Source organism: Dyella koreensis (genome assembly GCF_044904565.1).
Taxonomy (GTDB): Bacteria; Pseudomonadota; Gammaproteobacteria; order Xanthomonadales; family Rhodanobacteraceae; genus Dyella_D; species Dyella_D koreensis.
Genome location: NZ_JADIKD010000005.1, coordinates 23,112 through 42,548 on the forward strand (window position 1 = coordinate 23,112; position 19,437 = coordinate 42,548).

13 protein-coding genes are annotated in these 19,437 nt (G+C 64.6%); 5 read left to right on the plus strand and 8 right to left on the minus strand.

The window, feature by feature from the left end; genetic code table 11:
• Positions 1-74 precede the first annotated feature (74 nt).
• Complete coding sequence (gene hemB / locus ISS97_RS01105; protein WP_379987436.1) at positions 75-1,067, plus strand: porphobilinogen synthase; 993 nt, start codon at positions 75-77, stop codon at positions 1,065-1,067.
• 128 nt (positions 1,068-1,195) lie between these two features.
• Here hemB and ISS97_RS01110 read toward each other — a convergent pair whose 3' ends face one another.
• Both ISS97_RS01110 and ISS97_RS01115 read right to left on the minus strand, forming a co-directional pair.
• The gene (locus ISS97_RS01110) at positions 1,196-1,576 is read right to left on the minus strand and encodes a tautomerase family protein (protein WP_379987437.1); all 381 of its coding nucleotides are present in this window, start codon (positions 1,574-1,576) and stop codon (positions 1,196-1,198) included.
• A gap of 9 nt (positions 1,577-1,585) precedes the next feature.
• Positions 1,586-2,173, minus strand: a complete 588-nt coding sequence (locus tag ISS97_RS01115; RefSeq protein WP_379987438.1) for a DUF4865 family protein — start codon at positions 2,171-2,173, stop codon at positions 1,586-1,588.
• Between the two features lie 102 nt (positions 2,174-2,275).
• Here ISS97_RS01115 and ISS97_RS01120 point away from each other — a divergent pair, with 102 nt between their 5' ends.
• The 3 genes from ISS97_RS01120 to ISS97_RS01130 all read left to right on the plus strand — a co-directional run bounded on the left by ISS97_RS01120 (position 2,276) and on the right by ISS97_RS01130 (position 6,854).
• On the plus strand, positions 2,276-3,169 hold the full coding sequence (locus tag ISS97_RS01120; RefSeq protein WP_379987439.1) for a LysR substrate-binding domain-containing protein: 894 nt from the start codon (positions 2,276-2,278) through the stop codon (positions 3,167-3,169).
• Positions 3,170-3,715: 546 nt separating this feature from the next.
• Positions 3,716-5,548: a monovalent cation:proton antiporter-2 (CPA2) family protein gene (locus ISS97_RS01125; protein WP_379987686.1), complete on the plus strand. Its 1,833-nt coding sequence runs from the start codon at positions 3,716-3,718 to the stop codon at positions 5,546-5,548.
• Positions 5,549-5,759: 211 nt separating this feature from the next.
• Positions 5,760-6,854: a glycosyltransferase family 9 protein gene (locus tag ISS97_RS01130; RefSeq protein WP_379987440.1), complete on the plus strand. Its 1,095-nt coding sequence runs from the start codon at positions 5,760-5,762 to the stop codon at positions 6,852-6,854.
• 122 nt (positions 6,855-6,976) lie between these two features.
• Here ISS97_RS01130 and ISS97_RS01135 read toward each other — a convergent pair whose 3' ends face one another.
• Both ISS97_RS01135 and ISS97_RS01140 read right to left on the minus strand, forming a co-directional pair.
• On the minus strand, positions 6,977-10,447 hold the full coding sequence (locus tag ISS97_RS01135) for an ankyrin repeat domain-containing protein (protein ID WP_379987441.1): 3,471 nt from the start codon (positions 10,445-10,447) through the stop codon (positions 6,977-6,979).
• 73 nt (positions 10,448-10,520) lie between these two features.
• Positions 10,521-10,817, minus strand: a complete 297-nt coding sequence (locus tag ISS97_RS01140) for a YcgL domain-containing protein (protein WP_379987442.1) — start codon at positions 10,815-10,817, stop codon at positions 10,521-10,523.
• Positions 10,818-11,115: 298 nt separating this feature from the next.
• Here ISS97_RS01140 and ISS97_RS01145 point away from each other — a divergent pair, with 298 nt between their 5' ends.
• Positions 11,116-12,552: an OmpP1/FadL family transporter gene (locus ISS97_RS01145; protein ID WP_379987443.1), complete on the plus strand. Its 1,437-nt coding sequence runs from the start codon at positions 11,116-11,118 to the stop codon at positions 12,550-12,552.
• Between the two features lie 452 nt (positions 12,553-13,004).
• On the opposite strand, the gene ISS97_RS01150 is transcribed toward ISS97_RS01145, so the two are convergent.
• From ISS97_RS01150 to ISS97_RS01165, 4 genes are all read right to left on the minus strand, one after another.
• Positions 13,005-14,426 carry a coniferyl aldehyde dehydrogenase gene (locus ISS97_RS01150; RefSeq protein WP_379987444.1) on the minus strand — a complete coding sequence of 474 codons (1,422 nt, stop codon included), beginning with the start codon at positions 14,424-14,426 and terminating at the stop codon, positions 13,005-13,007.
• Positions 14,427-14,432: 6 nt separating this feature from the next.
• Complete coding sequence (locus ISS97_RS01155; RefSeq protein WP_379987445.1) at positions 14,433-16,886, minus strand: TonB-dependent receptor; 2,454 nt, start codon at positions 16,884-16,886, stop codon at positions 14,433-14,435.
• Positions 16,887-16,989: 103 nt separating this feature from the next.
• A complete protein-coding gene (locus tag ISS97_RS01160) occupies positions 16,990-18,138 on the minus strand; it encodes an SO2930 family diheme c-type cytochrome (protein WP_379987446.1) in 1,149 nt (382 codons plus the stop codon).
• Positions 18,139-18,149: 11 nt separating this feature from the next.
• Complete coding sequence (locus tag ISS97_RS01165; protein ID WP_379987447.1) at positions 18,150-19,388, minus strand: parallel beta-helix domain-containing protein; 1,239 nt, start codon at positions 19,386-19,388, stop codon at positions 18,150-18,152.
• Positions 19,389-19,437 lie beyond the last annotated feature (49 nt).

Consider the following 19,437-nt stretch of genomic DNA (forward strand, 5'->3'; position numbering starts at 1 on the left):
GCAAAGTGACCGGGCCAGCGGTGGTGCGGCAGTGTGGCGCTAAAATGCCGGGTATTGCCCCGAGAGAATCCGCCATGAGCTTCCCTGCCATCCGCATGCGCCGCATGCGCCGCGATGCCTTCTCCCGCGCACTGATGCGCGAACACACTCTGCTGGCGAGCGATCTGATCATGGTCGCGTTTGTGATCGAGGGCGAAGGCCAGCGCGAGCCGGTGCCGTCGATGCCGGGCGTGGATCGTGTTTCTGTCGATGAATTGTTGAAGCTGGCCGGCGAGTGCGTGCGACTGGGCATTCCCGCGCTGGCGCTGTTTCCCTCGCCCGGCGCGTCGGTGAAGACCGAGGACGCGCGCGAAGCGTGGAACCCGGATGGCCTGATGCAGCGCGCGACCCGTGCCTTGAAGGCAAAGTATCCCGAGCTGGGCCTGATCGGCGACGTGGCGCTGGACCCGTACACCACGCACGGTCAGGACGGCCTTATCGACGAGCACGGCTACGTGATGAACGAGCCGACCGTGGAAGCGCTGATCAAGATGTCGCTGGCGCAGGCCGAAGCCGGCATGGATTTCGTGGCGCCGTCGGACATGATGGACGGCCGCATAGGCGCAATCCGCGATGCGCTGGAAGAAGCCGGCCATATTCACACACGCATCCTTGCCTATTCGGCCAAGTACGCCTCTTCGTTCTACGGGCCGTTCCGTGACGCGGTGGGTTCGGCCGCGAATCTCGGCAAGGGCAACAAGCACACCTATCAGATGGACGTAGGCAACAGCGATGAAGCCTTGCGCGAGGTGGAGCTGGATATCAGCGAGGGCGCCGATGCGGTGATGGTGAAGCCCGGCATGCCTTATCTCGATGTGTTGCGGCGGGTGAAGGATGCGTTCGGGATGCCGACGTTCGTGTATCAGGTGAGTGGTGAGTACGCGATGTTGAAGGCGGCCGCGCAGAATGGGTGGCTGGATGAGCGGGCGGTGGTGTTGGAGTCGTTGACGGCGTTCAAGCGGGCTGGGGCGGATGCGATCCTCACTTATTACGCCATCGACGCGGCGCGCTGGTTGCGCGGCGAGTAAGCCGGCTCACCGCTGACCTGTAGGAGCGCATCCTGTGCGCGAAAGCCCTGCGTAGCAGGGCCAGCTTTTCTCTGGGTGTGGGCAAAAGCGGCCCTGCTACGCAGGGCTTTCGCGCACAGGGTGCGCTCCTACACGTACTGCGCAATTCCGTTTCCAAACGACCAGTTCTCTTTTGCTGTCTCCAGCAGGTTGATGAAGAGGTCTTCGGGCCTTAGTCCGGGCTCTTCCGCCAGCACTTCTGCCATGCGTTGGTAGAACGCCTGTTTCTGTTCGACGGTGCGGGTGTTGTTGCAGGCGATCTGCACAATCACGAGGTTGTCGGTGCGTGCGATGCCCAGGTAGTTGGGGTCGTAGTCGAATTCGTCGGCGTCGTGTTGGCTGATGAGGATGAAGCGGTCGTTTTCGGGGACGTTGAAGCTTTCGCGCATGGCGCGGTAGATGCCGTTGCGCAGGACCGCGAGGTACTGGGGGGATTTGCCGCGGCGGAGGGCGATGCGTACGAGTGGCATGGGGGACTCCTAGAGGGTGAGTTCGGCGGGTGTGCGCTGGGGCAGGGAGACGTGGCCTACGTCGTAGAGCTGGCGGTGGTCGCGTGCCAGTTCGGCGCGCAGTTCGCCCCACAGACGAAAGCGGATCAGGTTCCATTGGGTAGGTTCGAAAGCGCTGACGGTAGCGAGTGCGCCGTCGGCGATATCTTTCTGCGCGAGCAGGCGTTCCTGTTCGCGCAGTTCATCGAGGTCAGCGTAGGGCGGGATCGCGACGATGTCGCGCGAGGCGCTGATCGCCTGGGCAGCCTCGGGCGAAACGTCGGCATGCCACACCGACCACATCTGCACCGTTGGCCAGCCGAAGGCCTGGGTGAGGCCGGCGAAGCCGCTGCTGCCAAGAAAGGCGTTCATGCTGTCGCTGTGGTTCCACAGATAGAACGGGGCATACAGGTTGTCCCGGGTGGGCAGTCTGGCGCCGCGCCGGTCGGCGCTGAGGTACGCCTTGAAGCGCAGACCCGGGAAGTGGTCGAGCAGGTGGCCTTTGTCCGCGATGCGCTGGCGGACGATCGCCATGTCGTAGTCGGCGGGCAGTACGAAGCTGTATTGCATGGCGAGCATGGGAAAGCCCTTTGCGGCATTGACGGGGTGTACCGTAGCGCGGCAATGTTGTCCTGAAAATCGGGAAATATGGGATTGATAATCCACTAATTCGGGATGGTTATGACGCGGCGGATTCACTTCGACCTGGACGTACTGCGCAGCTTCGCGCTGGGCGTGGAGCTGGGCAGTTTCGCCAAGGCGGCTGATCGTCTCGGCCGCTCCACCTCGGCGGTCAGTGCGCAGCTGAAGAAGCTGGAGGAGCAGGCCGGTTCGCCGCTCCTGCGCCGGCAGGGACGCGGGATGGCGCTGACGGATGCCGGCGAAACCATGCTGGGTTATGCGCGTCGCCTGCTGGAGCTCAACGACGAGGCGACCGCTGCGATTCATGGCGCGGAGCTCGAAGGCTGGATCCGCCTGGGTCTACAGGAAGATTTCGGCGAGTCGCTGTTGCCGGATGTGCTTGGGCGTTTTGCACGCGCGCATCCCAAGGTGCGCATCGAGGCACGTATTGCGCGCAATGTGGAACTGCTCGATCGGGTAACGACCGGCCGGCTCGATCTGGCGCTGGCCTGGGATGCCGGCGTCGCCACTCCGCATGTCGAGCGTATCGGCGAAACGCCGATGTGCTGGATCGGTGCGGCGGACGGTGAGCTTGGCTGGTCGCGCGACAGTGGTGAACCGTTGCCGCTGGTTTCGCTGGATGCGCCTTGCCTGATGCGCACGGCGGCGACGGCGTCGCTGGATCGCGCGGGTGTGCCGTGGCGTATTGCGTTTACCAGTGCGAGCCTTGCCGGGATCTGGGCGGCGGTGGCGGCGGGGTTGGGGGTGGCGTTGCGGACGCGGGTGGGGTTGCCTGGGGTGGTGCGGGTGTTGGATGGGGGTGAGGTTGGACTTCCGGTGATGCCGGTGTTGGGGTTGAGTTTGCATCGTGCGGAGGCGGAGCCTGCGCCTGCGGTGGCGCGGCTGGAGAGTATTTTGCGGCAGCGGTTGGAGGTTATCCCGCTGCGGGATTGAGGTTGCTCGTCATCCCTGCGCAGGCAGGGATCCAGTAGTGAAGCGCCTTGATGTTCGCGTTATCGCGACCGGGCTCGCCTGCGGCGGGCTTTCGAACCGCTGCCGCGGTCCGAGTCACTTTTCTTTGCTTGCCCAAAGAAAAGTAACCAAAAGAAAAGGCACCCCTCTTGCGCGCCCTCCGGCTTCGCCTGCGGGTCCGTGAGGGTTGGCCGGGCTTTTCGACAGGACATCCCTGTCCTGTCGAAAAGGCATCGGCATCCATGCCGATGCCCCCTTCGGGGCCTGATCGTCCAACCCTCACCGCTCCACAGGGGACCCGTTACGGGCTCGCTTCGCATCGCCCACCAAGATCAGAAAAGCATTGCTCCCTCTCCCCTTCGGGGAGAGGGTTGGGGTGAGAGGTGGGTGCTTGGGGTGGGGTTTCTACTTCAGTCATTCCGGTTTGCGGCGGAATGACGATGGCCGCGCAATTTCATGCGTTGGCGACGTTCGCTGTATGCAGCAGCGTGGAATAATCACCCCATTCTTCCGCTGTCGGGCGAGTACGTGGAAAGTCATTCGTTTCTCAATGCCGCGCTGGTGTTTTTGCTGGCGACGGTGATTGCTGTGCCGTTGACCAAGCGCTTCCGTCTGGGGGCGGTGTTGGGGTTTTTGTTGGCGGGCATGGCGATCGGGCCGCAGGTGTTGGGGCTGGTTAGTGACACGGAAGGTGTGGCGACGATTTCCGAGTTCGGCGTGGTGCTGATGCTGTTTGTGATCGGCCTGGAGTTGTCGCCGCAGCGTTTATGGGTGATGCGGCGTTCGGTGTTTGGTGCGGGTTTGTTGCAGGTGCTGTCTTGCGGCCTGGCGATCGGCCTGGCCTGTTATTACCTGTTCGGCCTCACGGCCAATGCTTCGGCCATCGTCGGTGGCAGTCTGGCGTTGTCGTCGACGGCGTTCGGTTTGCAGATTCTGGCGGAGCGCAAGGAGGCTGGTTCGGCTTATGGACGGCAGACCTTCGCCATCCTGTTGTTTCAGGATCTCGCCGCTATTCCGTTGATCGCGATGGTGCCGCTGTTGGCCAGTTCGGCGTCGCCGCATGGGCTGGATCCGCGAGCGATTCTGCAGACCGTCGGTGCGATCGTGGCGGTGGTGGTGGGTGGTCGCTATCTGCTGCGTCCGGTGTTCCGCTTCGTGGCACGCGCGAATGCGCAGGAGGTCTCCACCGCGACGGCCCTGCTGGTGGTGCTGGGCACGGCGTGGTTGATGGAAGAGGTGGGCGTGTCGTCGACGCTGGGTGCGTTCCTGGCCGGTGTGCTGCTGGCGGATTCGGAATATCGGCACGAGCTGGAATCGCATATCGAGCCGTTCAAGGGCCTGCTGCTCGGTCTGTTCTTTATCAGCGTCGGCATGTCGATGGACGTGGCGCTGCTGCTGCATAAGCCATTGCTGGTGTTGGGCCTGACCCTGGCCGTGCTGGCGGTGAAGGCACTGCTGCTGTGGCCGCTGGGGCGCATCGTCGGTGCGCTCAATAACGCCGATACCCTGCGCATGGTGGTGTTGCTGGCCTGCGGTGGCGAATTCGCGTTTGTGGTGTTGAAGCAGGCGGCGGAGCAGCGGTTGATCGGCGATTCGCTGCAGAGTCTGATCGTGCTGGCCATCACCTTGTCGATGGCGGTGACGCCGCTGCTGGTGGCGGTGATCGCGAAGCTGATCGACGTGAAGGCGAAGAAGCCGGAGCGCGAGTACGACACCATCGAAACCGATGCGCCGCGCGTGATCATCGCCGGTTTCGGTCGCGTGGGGCAGATCGTCGGCCGCGTGCTGCGCGCGCAGCGCATTCCGTTCGTGGCGCTGGAGTCGTCGGTGGAGCAGATGGATACGCTGCGCCGTTTCAACAATACCTCGCTGTTCTTCGGCGATCCGGCACGGCCGGATCTGCTGCGCGCGGCGCAGGCCGATCAGGCTGAGGTGTTCGTGCTGGCTACGGACGATCCGGAAGCCAATCTTCGTATCGCGCGCCTGGTGCGCCGGCAGTATCCGCACCTGAAGATCATCGCGCGGGCGCGCAATCGCCAGCACGTGTTCCGCCTGATGGACCTTGGCGTGGAAGAGCCGGTACGCGAGACCTTCCATTCCAGCCTCAAGATGACGCGCAAGACACTGGAGGCGCTGGGTCTGTCCAGCGAACTGGCGGCCGATCGCGTGGAGCGTTTCCGCCAGCACGACGTGAAGCTGCTAAAGGCGCAGTACCTCGTTTACGACGACGAGACCCGTCTGGTGCAGACCTCCAAGGAAGCGCTCAACGATCTGCTGCATCTGTTCGATGCGGATGAGGAGCCGACCGCGAAGCAGGAGCTGGAACAGCCTCCGGCGGAGTTGTTGCGCGATCAGAGCTAAGGGTTCGCTAATCTATTTCACTTGGCTGTCATGGCACTCGGCAAGAATGCCCGCGCGTGAATCCGCGCTGATAGCGCGGCAAATTACGCCATTTCCGTAACTCATTTCGACGCATAACGGGAATGATGGCAGCACCGCGAAGCCGTGCTGCCGGGGGGTAGGCCGTTTCCGGATCGGGCCGGTCCCGATGTCTGCGTGTGTCCGCATAGCCATGTCTGCGACCTCATCTCCGGTAGTCATCCGTTTTGGCCGCCTCGGCGACACGGTGATGTTGCAACCGTTGCTGCACAAGTTGCACCGGCGTTACGGCGCACCCTGCCGACTGGTGGCGATAGGCGATTGGCCACGAGTGTTGTACGAACCCAACGACGACGTGGCGGAGGTGCTGCATTTCCCGAGTCAGCACGGGTCGCTTTGGCTGAATCCGCAACGCCTGCGCGTCGCGCTGGCGCTGCGTCATTTGAATGAGGCACCGTTCTACATCTGCGAGCCTGACGTGCGCACCCGCACCAAGGTGCGTCCGATGCTGGCCCTGGCGCGTGTGCCGCAGGAATGTTGCGTATTCATTGAGGACATCCCGATGCAGGAAGGAGAGCATTGGGTGGATTGGCTGCTGCGTTTCGCCGATCAGACACCGCAGGCCTTCGCCAGTACACCGGGATTCCAGGACGATGAACTGTCGTCGCCGCATCTGGTTCCGACCTCCAGCGAGCGGGCGGACCTGCAGATGTGGTTGCGCGGGCAGGGTATCGACGGTCATCCCCTGGTGCTGCTGCAGCCTGCGAACAAACGCACCATGCGCTGGAACGGCGTGCGTGCCGCGAACGACGACGACAAGTCATGGCCGGTCGAGCGTTGGGCTGGACTGGCGCGCGCGATCCTGCAATGGCAGCCGGAGGCGCGCGTATTGCTATGCGGCTCGCCGGCTGAGGCGGGTTACCTGGAAACGATTCGCTACGCGACGAACCACCCGCATGTGGTGGCGCCGGCAGGCGGCTTGCCGCTGGGGCATTTGCGCGCGTTGCTGGAAATCGCGCACAGCATGGTCTCGGTGGATACCGGGCCGGCGCATCTGGCTGCGGCGGTGGGTTGTCCATTGGTGGTGCTGTTCGGGAATCGCTGGCCTTGCACGTGGGCACCGCGTAGCGGATGCGGCAGTGCTGTCACGGTCATCGGCGGTCTGCCGCGGATTGGCCGGATCGATCAGATCAATATGGAAACCGTCGTGCAGGCCTGGTGGCGGTTGCCCGTAGGAGCGCACCCAGTGCGCGAAACGGCCCGTGAGGGCCGCGCTCTTGTCTTATAAGGCACAACGGCCCTGGCGGGCCGTTTTACTTGGGCTATCCATGGCCCTCGTTCTGCGAACGGCTTACACCGTGCAAACCGGCAATCCTGCCGGTTTGTCGCGCACTAGGTGCGCTCCTACCTCTAGTCCGCAGGCTGGGCCGGTTGACGCAGGGTCTGTCGCACGCTAGGCATCGCGCCGCTGCGCGCAGCGAGTTCATGCGCGATATCGACAAAGCCGAGCTGGCGCGCCACGTCCGCGGCAGAGCGGCCGAAGGCATCGACCGCGGCGCGGTCGGCGCCACGCGCAAGCAGGACGCGGGCTGGCGGCAGCAGCGCGTGCATGGCGCAAGCGTGCAACGCGGTGACACCGCGCTGATCGGCTTGCTCCAGGCGCGCACCGGCATCCAGGAGTACCGGCACCAGGGCGCCGATATGGGTGGCATCGCAGTCGCTGCCAGGACGCATGTGCGCACCGAGCAGTAGCAGCAATGGCGTCTTGCCTTCGGCATCGGCGCGGTTCACGTCGGCACCGCGTTTGAGCAATGCGTCGAACAGGCGGCGAGCACGCAGGCTGTCGTTATGTTCGAAGCCGAACTGCGCCGCGGCATGCAATGCGCTATGGCCACGCGCGTCGACCGCGTTGATATCGGCGCCGGCATCGAGCAACTGCTCGGCGATCTCGGGATAGCCCATCGCCGCGGCCACCATCAGCGTGGTGGCGTCACCGGGCAGGCGCTGGTCGGCAGCCACGCCGTGTTCCATCAGCAGGCCGACCAAGGTGTCGCGGCGCGCAGCCACGGCGGCGGCCAGCGGTGTCATGCCGTTGGCGGCCGCGAGCGTCGTATCGGCGCCGGCCTCGAGCAGGCGCGCGGCGATGTCGCGATGGCCCGTGCCGCAGGCGTGCAGCAATGCGCTGGCGCCCTGGCGATCCTGCGTGTTTACGGCATAGCCGAGTTCGAGCAGTCGTTCCACCGCAGCCAGGGCGCCAACGGCAGCTGCGGCCGGCAGATCGTCCGCGCGCAGCGGGCGGCGCGGACGGGTCCAGTCGCCCCAGTCCAGCCAGCGTTCGATTTCTTCAAGTTCGAAGGCCAGGCCCAGTGGCGTTTCGCCGTTGGCGTCGGTGGCTTCGGCGTCGGCGCCGTGCGCCACCAGTGTGCGCACTAGCGGCAGGGCTTTCTCGCCATGCTCCAGCGCGGCGAACAGTGGCGTGCGGCCCTGCGTGTCGCGTGTGTTCGGATTGCAGCCGCGCGTGAGCAATGCCTGCAGCACGGGCAGCTGCCCTTGTGCGGCGGCGAGATGCACCGGCGTGCGCTCGCGCGCGTCCGTGCCGAAGGGGTCGGCGCCGCGCTCGAGCAGGTTCAGGGCCAGCGCGATGTTGGCCGCGCTGTTGTCGAGGCGCAGCAGCGCCTGGGCCAGCAGCCCGGCGCCGGCCGGTGTGGCGCCGGCATCGAGCAAGTCTTCAATGGCTTCGCTGGACGCGGGCAATTGCAGCAGCAACGCGTCGAACAGGCGGCGGCCGAGCGGCGGCAGCGCGGCGTGCGGTACGCCTTCGGCGACTTCGGCGTCGTCGACCAGCTGCGGTTGCAGGCGCGCTTCCGGCGACAGCGCGTGGTCGAGCAGCCAGCGGCGAGCGCTGCCGAGACCGGGGCCGGCCAGATCCAGATAAAGCTGGGCGAGCTGCGACTGCGGCCATTCGCGCACGCGCTGGGTGAAGGTGGAGACCACCGCCCAGTGACCGAAGCGCAAGGCGTCGAGCAGGTGCGCTGGCGTGTCAGCGCCTTCGGGCATGGCTTCGTCGAAGCGCAGGTTGGTGGGTAGCGGCGTTTCCGGATCGAGCAGCGTCACCAGATCCCAGCGGCCCGCGGCGGCGGCGTGATCAAGCGCGCTGCGGCCGTCGCTGCCCACCGCCTTGGGCTCGGCGCCGAGCGAGAGCAGCGCGCGCACGGTTTCCGCGTGCGCATGCGGCGACTGACAGGCCAGGGTCAGCGCATCGCGGCCGTGGCTGTCGCGCACGCGCGCATCGGGCTGCGCTTCGGCCAGCAGTTGCACGATGCCGACGGCTCCGGCACGCGCTGCTTCCATCAACGCGGTGCTGCCGCGATGGTCGGCCAGCACCACGTCGGCGCCGGCGCCGCGCAGCACGCGGGCGATCTGTTCGTGGCCTTCGGCGGCGGCTTCCATCAGCGCGCTGCGATGGCGCGCATCGACCGCATTCACCGCGGCGCGATGCTTGAGCAGCAGGCGTACGCCTTCCGCATCGTCGTCGGCGATGCCAGCGGCAGCGACCAGTGCCGGCTCGCCATCTGGCGGTGTGGGCTTGGCGCCGTGTTCGAGCAGGAATTTCACCAGCGGCCAGTTGGCCGCGCGGCAGGCGGCGGCGAGCGGGCTGACGCGGCTGCGGTTGAGCGCGTTCACCGGCGCGCCGGCATCCAGCAGCATCGCCGCGACCATGGGCTCGCCGCTGAGCACCGCGCCATGCAGTGCGGTGTTCCCGTCGGCATCGGTGGCCACTGAGCTGGCACCGTTCGCGAGCAGGGTCATCACCGCTTCGGAGCGGCCATGCCAGCTGTCGCGCGTGACCGCCAGCAGCGGGGTGAGGCCGCCGCTGGCGCGATTGACGTCGGCGCCCTTGGCGATCAGCGCGCGCAGCAGGCGGGTGTCGGGCAGCAGGGCCGCGAGCATCAGTACCGGGCGCTGGTCGCGGTCGCCGGCGGGTGGTGCGGTGTTCGGATCGGCGCCGGCTTCGACCAGCGCGAGTGCGCGTTCGATGTCGCCGTCGCGCGTGGCGAGGAGCAGGGCCTGCGCCTGCTCCGGCGTGCCGGCGGTGCGTTCCTGCTCATTCAGTACGGGCGGTGCGGGCTTCGGCGGCGGGACCGGACGGGCTTCCTCGACGCCGGCGGCCGGCTGGCGCAGCGGGCGGCGGCCTTCGCACAGCAGCGCGCGCAAGGTGCGGTTGGCGATGACCAGGCAACCCAGCGGCAGCAGCACGACGCCATAGATCGCCAGCGCGGTGATGCGCAGCTCCGGTGGCAGCACGCCATACAGGCCGGACAGCACGATGGCGGTGAAGGCGAGCACCAGCAGCGCGAATGCCGCCGGCAGGTAATGGGTGAAGAAGCGCTCTTCGCGCGACAGATGGCGGCCGAAGGCCACGCTACGTGCGGTAGCGGTGAAGATCCACGAACCATCGCTCTGCGGCGGGTAGGCATCGTCCCAGACATAGACCAATCCGAACGCGGGCCAGACGCGCCATAGCGCGGTCAGTGCGATCACTAGCGCCGCGGCCAGCATCAGGGTCGCGCCCAGGCTGTGCTCCTGGTTCAACTTCAGCATCGGCCAGGCGATCAGCACGAACACCAGCACCACATAACCGGTGAACATCACCAGATGCGCCGCTCCGCGTCGTAGCACCGTGCGCCCGTACTTGGGCTCCGGGTCGAAACCGATCGCGTGGCACACCGCAGCCATGGTCAGTGCATTCGCCAGCAACAGCGGTATCAGGGAAAGCGGATGTGCGCTGAAGGCGGCCACAGCCACAGCCAGCAGGCCGGGGACGAACCAGAGCAGGGCCTGCAGGAAAGGCGGCGGGCGACGCGTTTTGGAATAGGACATGGGCGAGAAGTATAGGAATCGTCAAAACGTTAGAAGGTAATCCGGTGTTAACGCCGGCCGGATACGGACGAATTCATTCGTCTTCGCTGTCGTGTGGTGTGTGGTGCGTGTAAGCGGGGTGGTTGGCGGTGGCCAGCGTCTCCGAGGGAGGCAGCTGCAAATGCCAGCCCTGCGTGACGAGGTGTTCGAGTACGGTGCGGGCATCTTCCATGGGCAGGCGGCGCCCGGGGTGCAGCTCCACCTCCAATACAAAGCGCAGGTCGCCCAGCATTAGCACCAGGGATTCGGGCAGCACGCCGAAATCGTCGCGGCGCGCCAACCATAGATAGGTATCGGCCTTGCGCAGGCTGGCGTAGACAAAACAATGCATGGGACACCCGGCGACTAAAACGTAGGAAGGCGCACGTGTATCGGCGCAAACGGCAGAGCGACATAGTCCTCAGATAAGACACTGTGGTCAACGCGTGGCGTCGTTATCTCCCGGCATCGGATGCCGAACGGCGGGTAATGGCATGTATCGCCTCGCAGATTGCTGCGACCGCACTTGCAAGCCCTCGGTCTAGCCGGCACAGTGCCGGCCGGGGATGTCAAACGCGCGTATGAATTTTCTTGCCGGTCAGCCCCTTACTGTGACCCGATTCGGACCAACGATAAGCAGGAGCTATCCGATGCAGAAGTCTTTCCGTTCCTTTTCGCGTGCGGCGCGGCCGCTCGCGCTCGCCGCGCTGAGCCTGGCCGTCGTCGGTGCCCTGACCGCACCGCAGAGCGCCGAAGCCAGCGCGTTCCAGCTGCATGAGAACAGTGTGAAGGGTATGGGCCGTGCCTATGCCGGTTCGGCGACAGCCGGTGACGATGCTTCCGTCGTGGTGAACAATCCCGCGGCGATGAGCGACCTGAAGGGCACCTACTTCCAGGCGGACGTCACGGCGATCAATTTCGGCGCCAAGTTCAGTGGTTCCGCGCACGACGCGCTGGGCCGCCCGATCAGTGGCGGCAACGGCGGCGACGCCGGCACCACGCTCCCGGTTCCTGCGCTGTATTTCGCCACCAAGGTGGGCGACCGCTGGCACGTCGGTGCCGGTTTCTCGGTGCCGTTCGGTTTCCAGACCGAGTACGACAAGAACTGGGTCGGCCGCTACAACGCCGTCAAGACCAAGCTCGAATCCCTGGATGCCACGCTGTCGGCGTCGTATGACGTCACCGATACGTTCGCCCTGGGCGCGAGCGTGATCGCGCAGCGCACCAACGCGACGCTCACCAGCGCGATCAACTTCAACAGTGTCGGCCTTGGCGTGGTCCGGCAGGCCGCCGCGGCCGGCAAGATCACCCCGGCGCAGGCGCAGGCGCTGGGCCAGCAGGTCAGCCTGATCGTGCCCCCGGGCTCGGACGGTTACGCCACCATCAAAGGCGATGACTGGGCCTACGGCTGGCAGTTGGGTGGCTACTGGAAGCTCAGCCCGAATGACAGGCTGGCGCTGAACTACCACTCCAAGATCTCGCACACGATCGAGGGCACCGCCAACTTCATCGTCCCGACCAATGTGCAGGCTCTGCTTGCCAGCCCGCAGGTCGGCGCGCTGCTTGGCGGCGCCGTGCCGTTCCAGCACACCGGCGGCACCGCCGCGCTGACCACGCCGGCTTCGGCGACGGCCAGCTACTGGCACCAGGAAGAGAAGTTCGGCCTGGGTATGGACGTGGCATGGACCAAGTGGGATGTGCTGAAGCAGCTCACCGTGAAGTACGACAACCCGGCGCAGCCGCCGACGGTCGAGCCGTTCAACTGGCGCAACACCTGGTACATCTCGGTGGGTGGCGATTACTACGTCAACGACAAGCTCACCCTGCGCGCCGGTGTTGCGGTGGATACCACCCCGACCCGCGCCAGCAACCGCGATCCGCGCGTGCCTGACTCGACCCGTCAGCTCGTTTCGCTGGGTGTCGGTTACAAGGCCAGCGAGCACTTCGAGATCAATGCCGGCTATACGCATATCTTCGTCAACAGCGCGCACGTCAACGGCTCGGTCAGCTCGACCGGTGATGTGCTGACTGGTAGCTATGACGACTATGGCAACTTGTTGGGCGTTTCCGCGCAGTACAAGTTCTGATCGCGATTTAGCGGTTGGAGTTTTGAATGGATGAAGCCTCCCCGTGAAAGCGGGGAGGCTTTTTTGTGTGGTGCGAAATGTGGTGGGCTTTGTGGTGACGCTTTGCCACTCTCTGCGGGAGAGTGGCGGTTCTCGCGACATCCCCACCTACTCGTCATCCCTGCGCAGGCAGGGATCCAGTAGTGGTGCGCTTCGACTGTCGCGTCAGCGTGCCCTGGCTCGCCTGCCGCGGGCTTCCGAACCGCTGCCGCGGCCCGGGTCACTTTCTCTTTGCTGGCCCAACCCCCCGAAGGGGGCCTAGAGAGAAAGTGACCAAAGAGAAATGGCCTGAAGAGCAGGCGGTGTGCTTCGTAGCTACGCCTTTTCCAGTATCAGGCGTAGGGGTGGTTTCTTCTCGGTCCGATCGTTGGAATGGCGTTCTTTGTGGATGGTTTTGCTGGCTGGCGTTTCAATCAACCGCGCTTGAGCATGATGGAGAGCATTCGCTTGAAGCGTTCGCCATAGGGCGGGTTGAGCAGGCCGGCGCCATTGAATCGCGCCTGGTGAAAGACTGGCTTCATGTGCGAGAAGGTGCGGAAGCCGGCTTCACCGTGGTAGCCGCCCATGCCTGATGGGCCGACGCCGCCGAACGGAAGTTCGTGTTGGGCGATGTGATACAGCGTGTCGTTGATGCTGACGCCGCCGGCGAGGGTGCGGGCGAGGACGTTGTCGATGATGCGGCGATCCTGTTCGAACAGGTAGAGCGCCAGGGGATGAGGATGCGCGGCGACGTAGGCGATGGCCTGGTCGATGGTGTCGTAGGGCACCAGTGGCAGTAGCGGGCCGAAGATTTCTTCCTGCATCACCGTCATGTCGTCGACGACGTGGGTGAGCATGACGGGCATGAGGCGGCGGCGCGCGGGTTGGTCGTTGCCTTCGCCGAGCGGTTCGGCGCGGGCGCCGTCGCGCAGGGCGTGGTCGCGCAACGCGGCGAGGCGCTCGTACTGGCGGTCGGAGACGATGCTGGCGTATTGCGGGTTGTCTTGCAGCGACGGATAGAGACGCGCCACGGCATCGCGTGCGGTTGCGACGAATGCTTGCAGGCGTTCGCGCGGCAGCAGCACGTAGTCTGGGGCGATGCAGGTCTGGCCTGCGTTGAACAGCTTGCCTAGCAGGATGCGTTCCACCGCATGCTCGAGCCGCGCGCCGGGGCCGACGATGGCGGGTGACTTGCCGCCGAGTTCGAGCGTGACAGGTGTGAGGTTCGCGGAGGCCGCGCGCATCACGTGGCGGCCGACGGCCGTGGAGCCGGTGAACAGCAGGTGGTCGAAAGGCAGCGCCGAGAAAGCCTGCGCGACGCTGGCGTCGCCGTTCACCACGTGCACTTCGTCCGGTTGGAAATAGCGCTCGACCAGCTTGGCGAACAGGGTCGAGAAGTTCGGCGTGAACTCGCTCATCTTCACCATCACACGGTTGCCGGCGGCGAGCGCGTCGACCATCGGGCCGATGGCGAGATAGAGCGGGTAGTTCCACGGCACGATCACGCCCACTACACCCAGCGGTTGCGGACGCACTTCATTGCGTGCGGGCATGAACAGCATGCCGGGCAGGCTGCGTCGTGGTTTCATCCAGCGGCGGCCGTGGCTCAGCCCGTGGCGGATCGCAGACAAACTCGGGAACACTTCCAGGAGATCGGTTTCTTCCGCGGGACGTCCGCCGAAGTCGTCGTTGATCGCCTTGGCGATGTCGCTACGGTGCTCGGTGATCAACGCCTGCAGGGCGCGCAGCCGCGTGGCGCGCGCGGACCACGCGGGCATGGGGTCGCGTGCATGGGCATCGCGCATGTGCTGCAGCGCGATGGTGAGTATCGGAGTGGTCTGGTCGATATCGTTCATCGTGGTCTAGAACTTGGCCCGGAGTTCCACGCCCCACATGCGCGGTGGCGTGACGCTGGCGTAGGGGGTGCCGAAGACGGTGGTGCTGATGTTGTCCACGCCCCTCACGTAGCGATTGTTGAACAGGTTGCTGGCAAACAGGGCGACACCCCAGCGATCACCCGCCGAGCGCCAGTCGATCCGTGCGTCGGTGCGCTGCTGACTTTCGCCGATCTTGAAGTTCGGGCTGATCTGGCAGGTGCCTTGCAGCAGTGAATCGTTATTGCAGCGGGTGGGGCCTCGATAGGCATAGTTGAGGTCGAACTCCAGCGAGCCGTTCGCCACATTGCGCACGGTGTAGGCGAGGCCGGCGGTGTAGGAGAAACGCGGTTCGCCGGTGGGCTGGCCGGTCAGGTCCGCGCCGGAGTCCGCCATCGCCTTACGATACGTGGCGTCGATGTAAGCGCCGGTGAAATTGAGGCGGAGATCGGTAATCGGTTGCCACTGTGCTTCCAGCTCCAGACCCTTGGCTTCCTGGTTGGTGCTGTTGACCAGGTAGCGCGGTACGCCGGAGCCGGCGCTGTTCGGGTCGAGCGTGAGCGACTGCTTGTTGTCGTAGCGGTAGTAGTACACCGAGCCGTTGAGCAGCAGGTTGTGTTCCGGGAAGGTGGTCTTGAGGCCGGCCTCGTAGTTGATGACCTTTTCCGGCGCGAAGCGCGAGCCCACCTGCACGCTGTTGTAGCCGCCGGCCTTGTAGCCCTTGGTTACCGAGGCGTAGCCCATCACGTCCGGGGTGAATTTGTAATCCACCACCACGCGCGGGCTGAGGTTGTTCCAGGTGTTCTTGAATCGCACCGGTATGCCGACAGCGTCGGTGAAGATGATGTTGTTGCCGAACGAGGCCAGCGCCATTTGTATTTCCGGGAACGCGGCGAGGATGCCGGCCTGGTCCAGCGCCTGCACGGTGCTGTCGAACTGCGGCGCACTGCGCGGCATGTTGTACCAGCTGAAGGTTTTCTGGTCGCGCGTGTAGCGGATGCCGGTGGTGACGTTGAGGCGGTCGTTGATATGCCAGATCACGTCGCCGAACGCCGCGTAGGCCTTGAACTTGCCGACGTTGCTGATCGCTTCGTGCCACGGATCGCCGAGCAGCGTGTAAGGCAGGCCCATGCCGGCAAATGTATTGCTGATATCGGTGAGCGGCGTACCCACGTGCATCACGTTATTGGCGAGCGTGTCGAGGCTGTCAGTGAAGATGTTGGTCTGGCTGGTCTGGCGCGCCTGCTCCTGGTAGTAGCTGATGCCGCCGACCCAATCGGCGATGCCGGTGGTGCCCGAGAGTTTGAATTCCTGGTACCAGCTGTTGTTATGCTCGATATTGGTGGTATCGAGATAGCTGACGATGTGGTTGGTGCCGTCGTAATCGCCACGGTTGAAGGTGTCGAAGCCACGCCATGCCGTGGTGGAAACCAGGCTGCCCCAGCTGAAGGAGTGGTCCAGCGACAAGGTCACGCCATCAAAGGTACGCGACTCGCGCCCGCCGACCGCGTCGTTGTACAGCGGTGCATGCAGCGGGTTGAGATAGGTGGTCGGATCGGGCGGGAAGGGCGGGCGCTGGTTGGTGTCGTTGGAAAGCGGAATCAGGCCGATCGCCGGATGCGGTGGTTGGTTGAGCTTCTCGTGATCCCACGACAGCAGCATGCGGGTGTCTGGCGTGATGTTCCAGCGAAACACCGCACGCGTGCCCCAGTCGTTGTCTTCGCCGTAGCGCTTGCCGGTGGCGGCATCCTTGATCCAGCCGTCGCTCTGGTTGTCGTAGGCACTGACGCGCAGGGCCATGTCCTGGTTGATCGGCAGGTTGATCAGCGCATCGCCATAGACCTTGCCGTAGTTGCCCACGCGCAGGCGTGCCTTGCCTTCGAAGCGGTCGGTGGGTTCGTTGGTGACGATGGAGATGGCGCCGGCCGCTGCGTTGCGACCGAACAGCGTGCCCTGCGGACCCTTCAGCACTTCCACGCGCTGCAGGTCGTTGAAGGCGAGTAGTGCGCCACCGGAGCGCGCGGCGTATACGCCATTGATATACACGCCTACGGCTGGCTCCGTACCCACGCCGAAGTCGCTGGTGGAGATGCCGCGCAATTGATAGTTGGGCTGCGTCGGCTGTTCGGCGCTCACCACCAGGCCCGGCACGAACAGATCCATCTTGCTGAGGTCGGTGGCCGCCAGCGTGTCCACCTGCTTCGCGGTGATGATCTGCAGCGGGATCGGTACCGATTGCATTTCCTGGTTGCGGCTTTGCGCGGTGACGGTGATGTTGCCGAGCAGCTTGGCTTTGGCTGGGTCAGCGCTGTCGTTCTGGTTCGCCGGTGGCGTGCTCTGCGTCTGGTCGTCAGCGAACGCGGGTTGCACGCAGAGCAGCAGGGCGGTGCCGCCCAGCAACTGACGGAGGCTGACGGACAGCGGACGTGGACGGATGCTCATCACCGGTTTCTCCCCTCGATGGTGAAGCCGTGGCGAGACGGCCTCGATGCGTTTTTCGTTGGTGCTGCTGCAGGGCTCGCCCGTGGATGGGTGAGCCCTCACCTCAATGAATCGCGACGCAGCTCCCCGGCTGCGCGGCGATCCACGCCTTGATCAGTGCCACGCCTTCGCGATGCACGGTGCTGCGTCCGATCTCCGGCATCATTTCGCCGGGGTCGGCTGAGTTCATGCGATACGACAGGATCGAGTCGTCGGGCTTGCCGGGCACGATGTCGAACATGTGATCGCCGGTGCCTCGGCCGGCCGCCACGGGCGGCTTGCAGACGCCCAGGTGGCGGTCTTCCGGTGCGCTCGCGTCCAGCGTCAGGGCGGTGGTGTTCGCCGCGCCCTTCGGGTTGTGGCAATGCCCGCAATTGATGTCGAGATAGGCCCGCGCGCGGGCGTCGAGCGAGGCGTGTTCGTCCATCCAGTTGGCGTTGCTCGGGGCTTGTGCGGGCGCCGGAGCACCGGTGAGGTAACCCACCTTCATCAGATGTTCGAGCTGATTCTCTTCGCCGCTGGCGTAGTGATAGGTGCGGTTGAGATGGCGCGCCTTGGGGCCGATCGGATGGATCTTGCGCGTGACCCAGTCCTGCGCATGGCAACTGGAGCACTGGCTCTCGTCGGGTACGACGTAGTTGAAGTCTTCGCGTGAACTGTCCGCAGCGACCAGGGTCAGTGGCAGCACAGCGCCGGTGCGTGCGAGATCGGCTTCGGTCTGCGCGTCGTTCCACACATAGGGAATCGCGGCCCAGCCATCGGTGCGATGCACCAGGATGCGCGTTTCGACCAGATGGACCTGGGCGAGATCGAGCCCTTCGCCGGCGAAGTCATGCGAGCTGTCATAGGTGCGCGCGACATCGCCAGCTTTGCCGTCGGCCGTTTTCGGGTAATAGAAAGTCTTGCTGATCACCGTGCCGACGGGAAAGTCGAAGGTGTCGTTCGGGTCGTACTTCGCCGAGACGCCCTTCGGCATCCAGATCGTGCGCAGCTTGTGCGCGTAGTCAGTGAACAGAGGCGTGTTGAGGTTGTACGGCACCACACCCTGATTGAGCTGCAGTTTGCCGTCGCGTACTTCCACCACGTGCCAGTCGCTGAGTTTCGGTGGCCGTCCATCAGCGTGGAAGGCCACCGGATCCATGCCGTGTTGGCAGGCACTCAGGCAAAGCATCGCAATCAGCGCGGTTGTGCGCTTCCAGAACTTCATCGACATCGATACGCGCCTCAGGCTTTCGGTGCCGGTTCAAGCACGACCGGCGGCAGCTTGGGCAGGGTGCACTCGTAAGGCTTGGTGTCGGTGCTGGGATTCTTGTAGTCGTTGGGGCCGTCGGCGTTGATCACACCATTGGCGCCCTGGATACAGATGCGATCTTCCGCCGGCAGCTGGCCGTTCACCATCGACTTGGTGTCGGTGTAGCCGTCCCACAGTACGTCCGGGAATTTGCCGCTCATGCCGTACACGGCGGTCTTGAGCATTTTCAGCTTCATACCGTCCGGCGATTCGCCACCGCCCTTGAAGCGGTTGTCGTAGACGTAGATGCCTTTCGGATACGGGTTGTAGTCCGCCGCCACGCCCTTGGTGTTGTAGTAGTTGGTGGAGAAGTAGCTGGAGATGATCACGTTCGCCGTCTGATGGTTCACGACATCGTTGTCGAAGATCTCCACCTTGTCGTTGGAGTTCACCACCACGCCCGAACCCGCCGGCACACTGGCCACCGCCGCGCCCTTGGCGGCGAAGTTGCCGAGGTTGTTGTCGATCACCTGGTTCTTGAACACGCGCGTGGCTCTGCCCGCCTGCGACAGGTTGGGCATGTTGAACACCAGGATGCCGCCGGTGTTGCCGGTGGCAGTGTTTTCGTACACGTCGGCGTTGATGGAGTTTTCGATCTCGATGCCAGCCACGTTCTGCTGGGCGCGGTTATGGCGCACGATGATGTTGCGCGACTGGCCCACATAGATGCCGGCGTCGGAGGCACCGATGACCTCCGAGTCCTCGATCAGCACGTTCTCGGTCTTCACCGGGTACAGGCCGTAGGCACCGTTGGTGGTCTGCGGGCCGCCGGTCCATTCCACGCGCACACCGCGGATGGTGATGTTCTTGCCCTGGTTGATCTTGAGCGCGTCACCCTTGGTGTCTTCCAGCGCGAGATTCTCGATGGTGAAGTCGCTGGCATTCACCAGCAGGCCTTCGGGGCCTACTACCTGGCCCTTGAACGACAGCACGGTCTTGTCCTTGCCGGCGCCGCGGATGGTGACGCCATCGGTGCGCAGGCTCAGGCCGCGTTTGAGTGTGTAGTGGCCGGCGGGAATCTCGATGATGCTGCCGGGCTTGGCATCCAGCAGCTGCTGTTGCAGCTTGGCTTGGAAAGCGTTGTCGGCTTCGCTCTGCGCGGCCGGTTGATCGTGACCGCCGCAACCGGCGAGCGCCGCGCCGAGCGCGACGGTGAGTACTAGCTTGCGCATGTTCGGTGAACCTCCCCAGGAAACCGAGAACATAGAGCGCTGCGTCGTC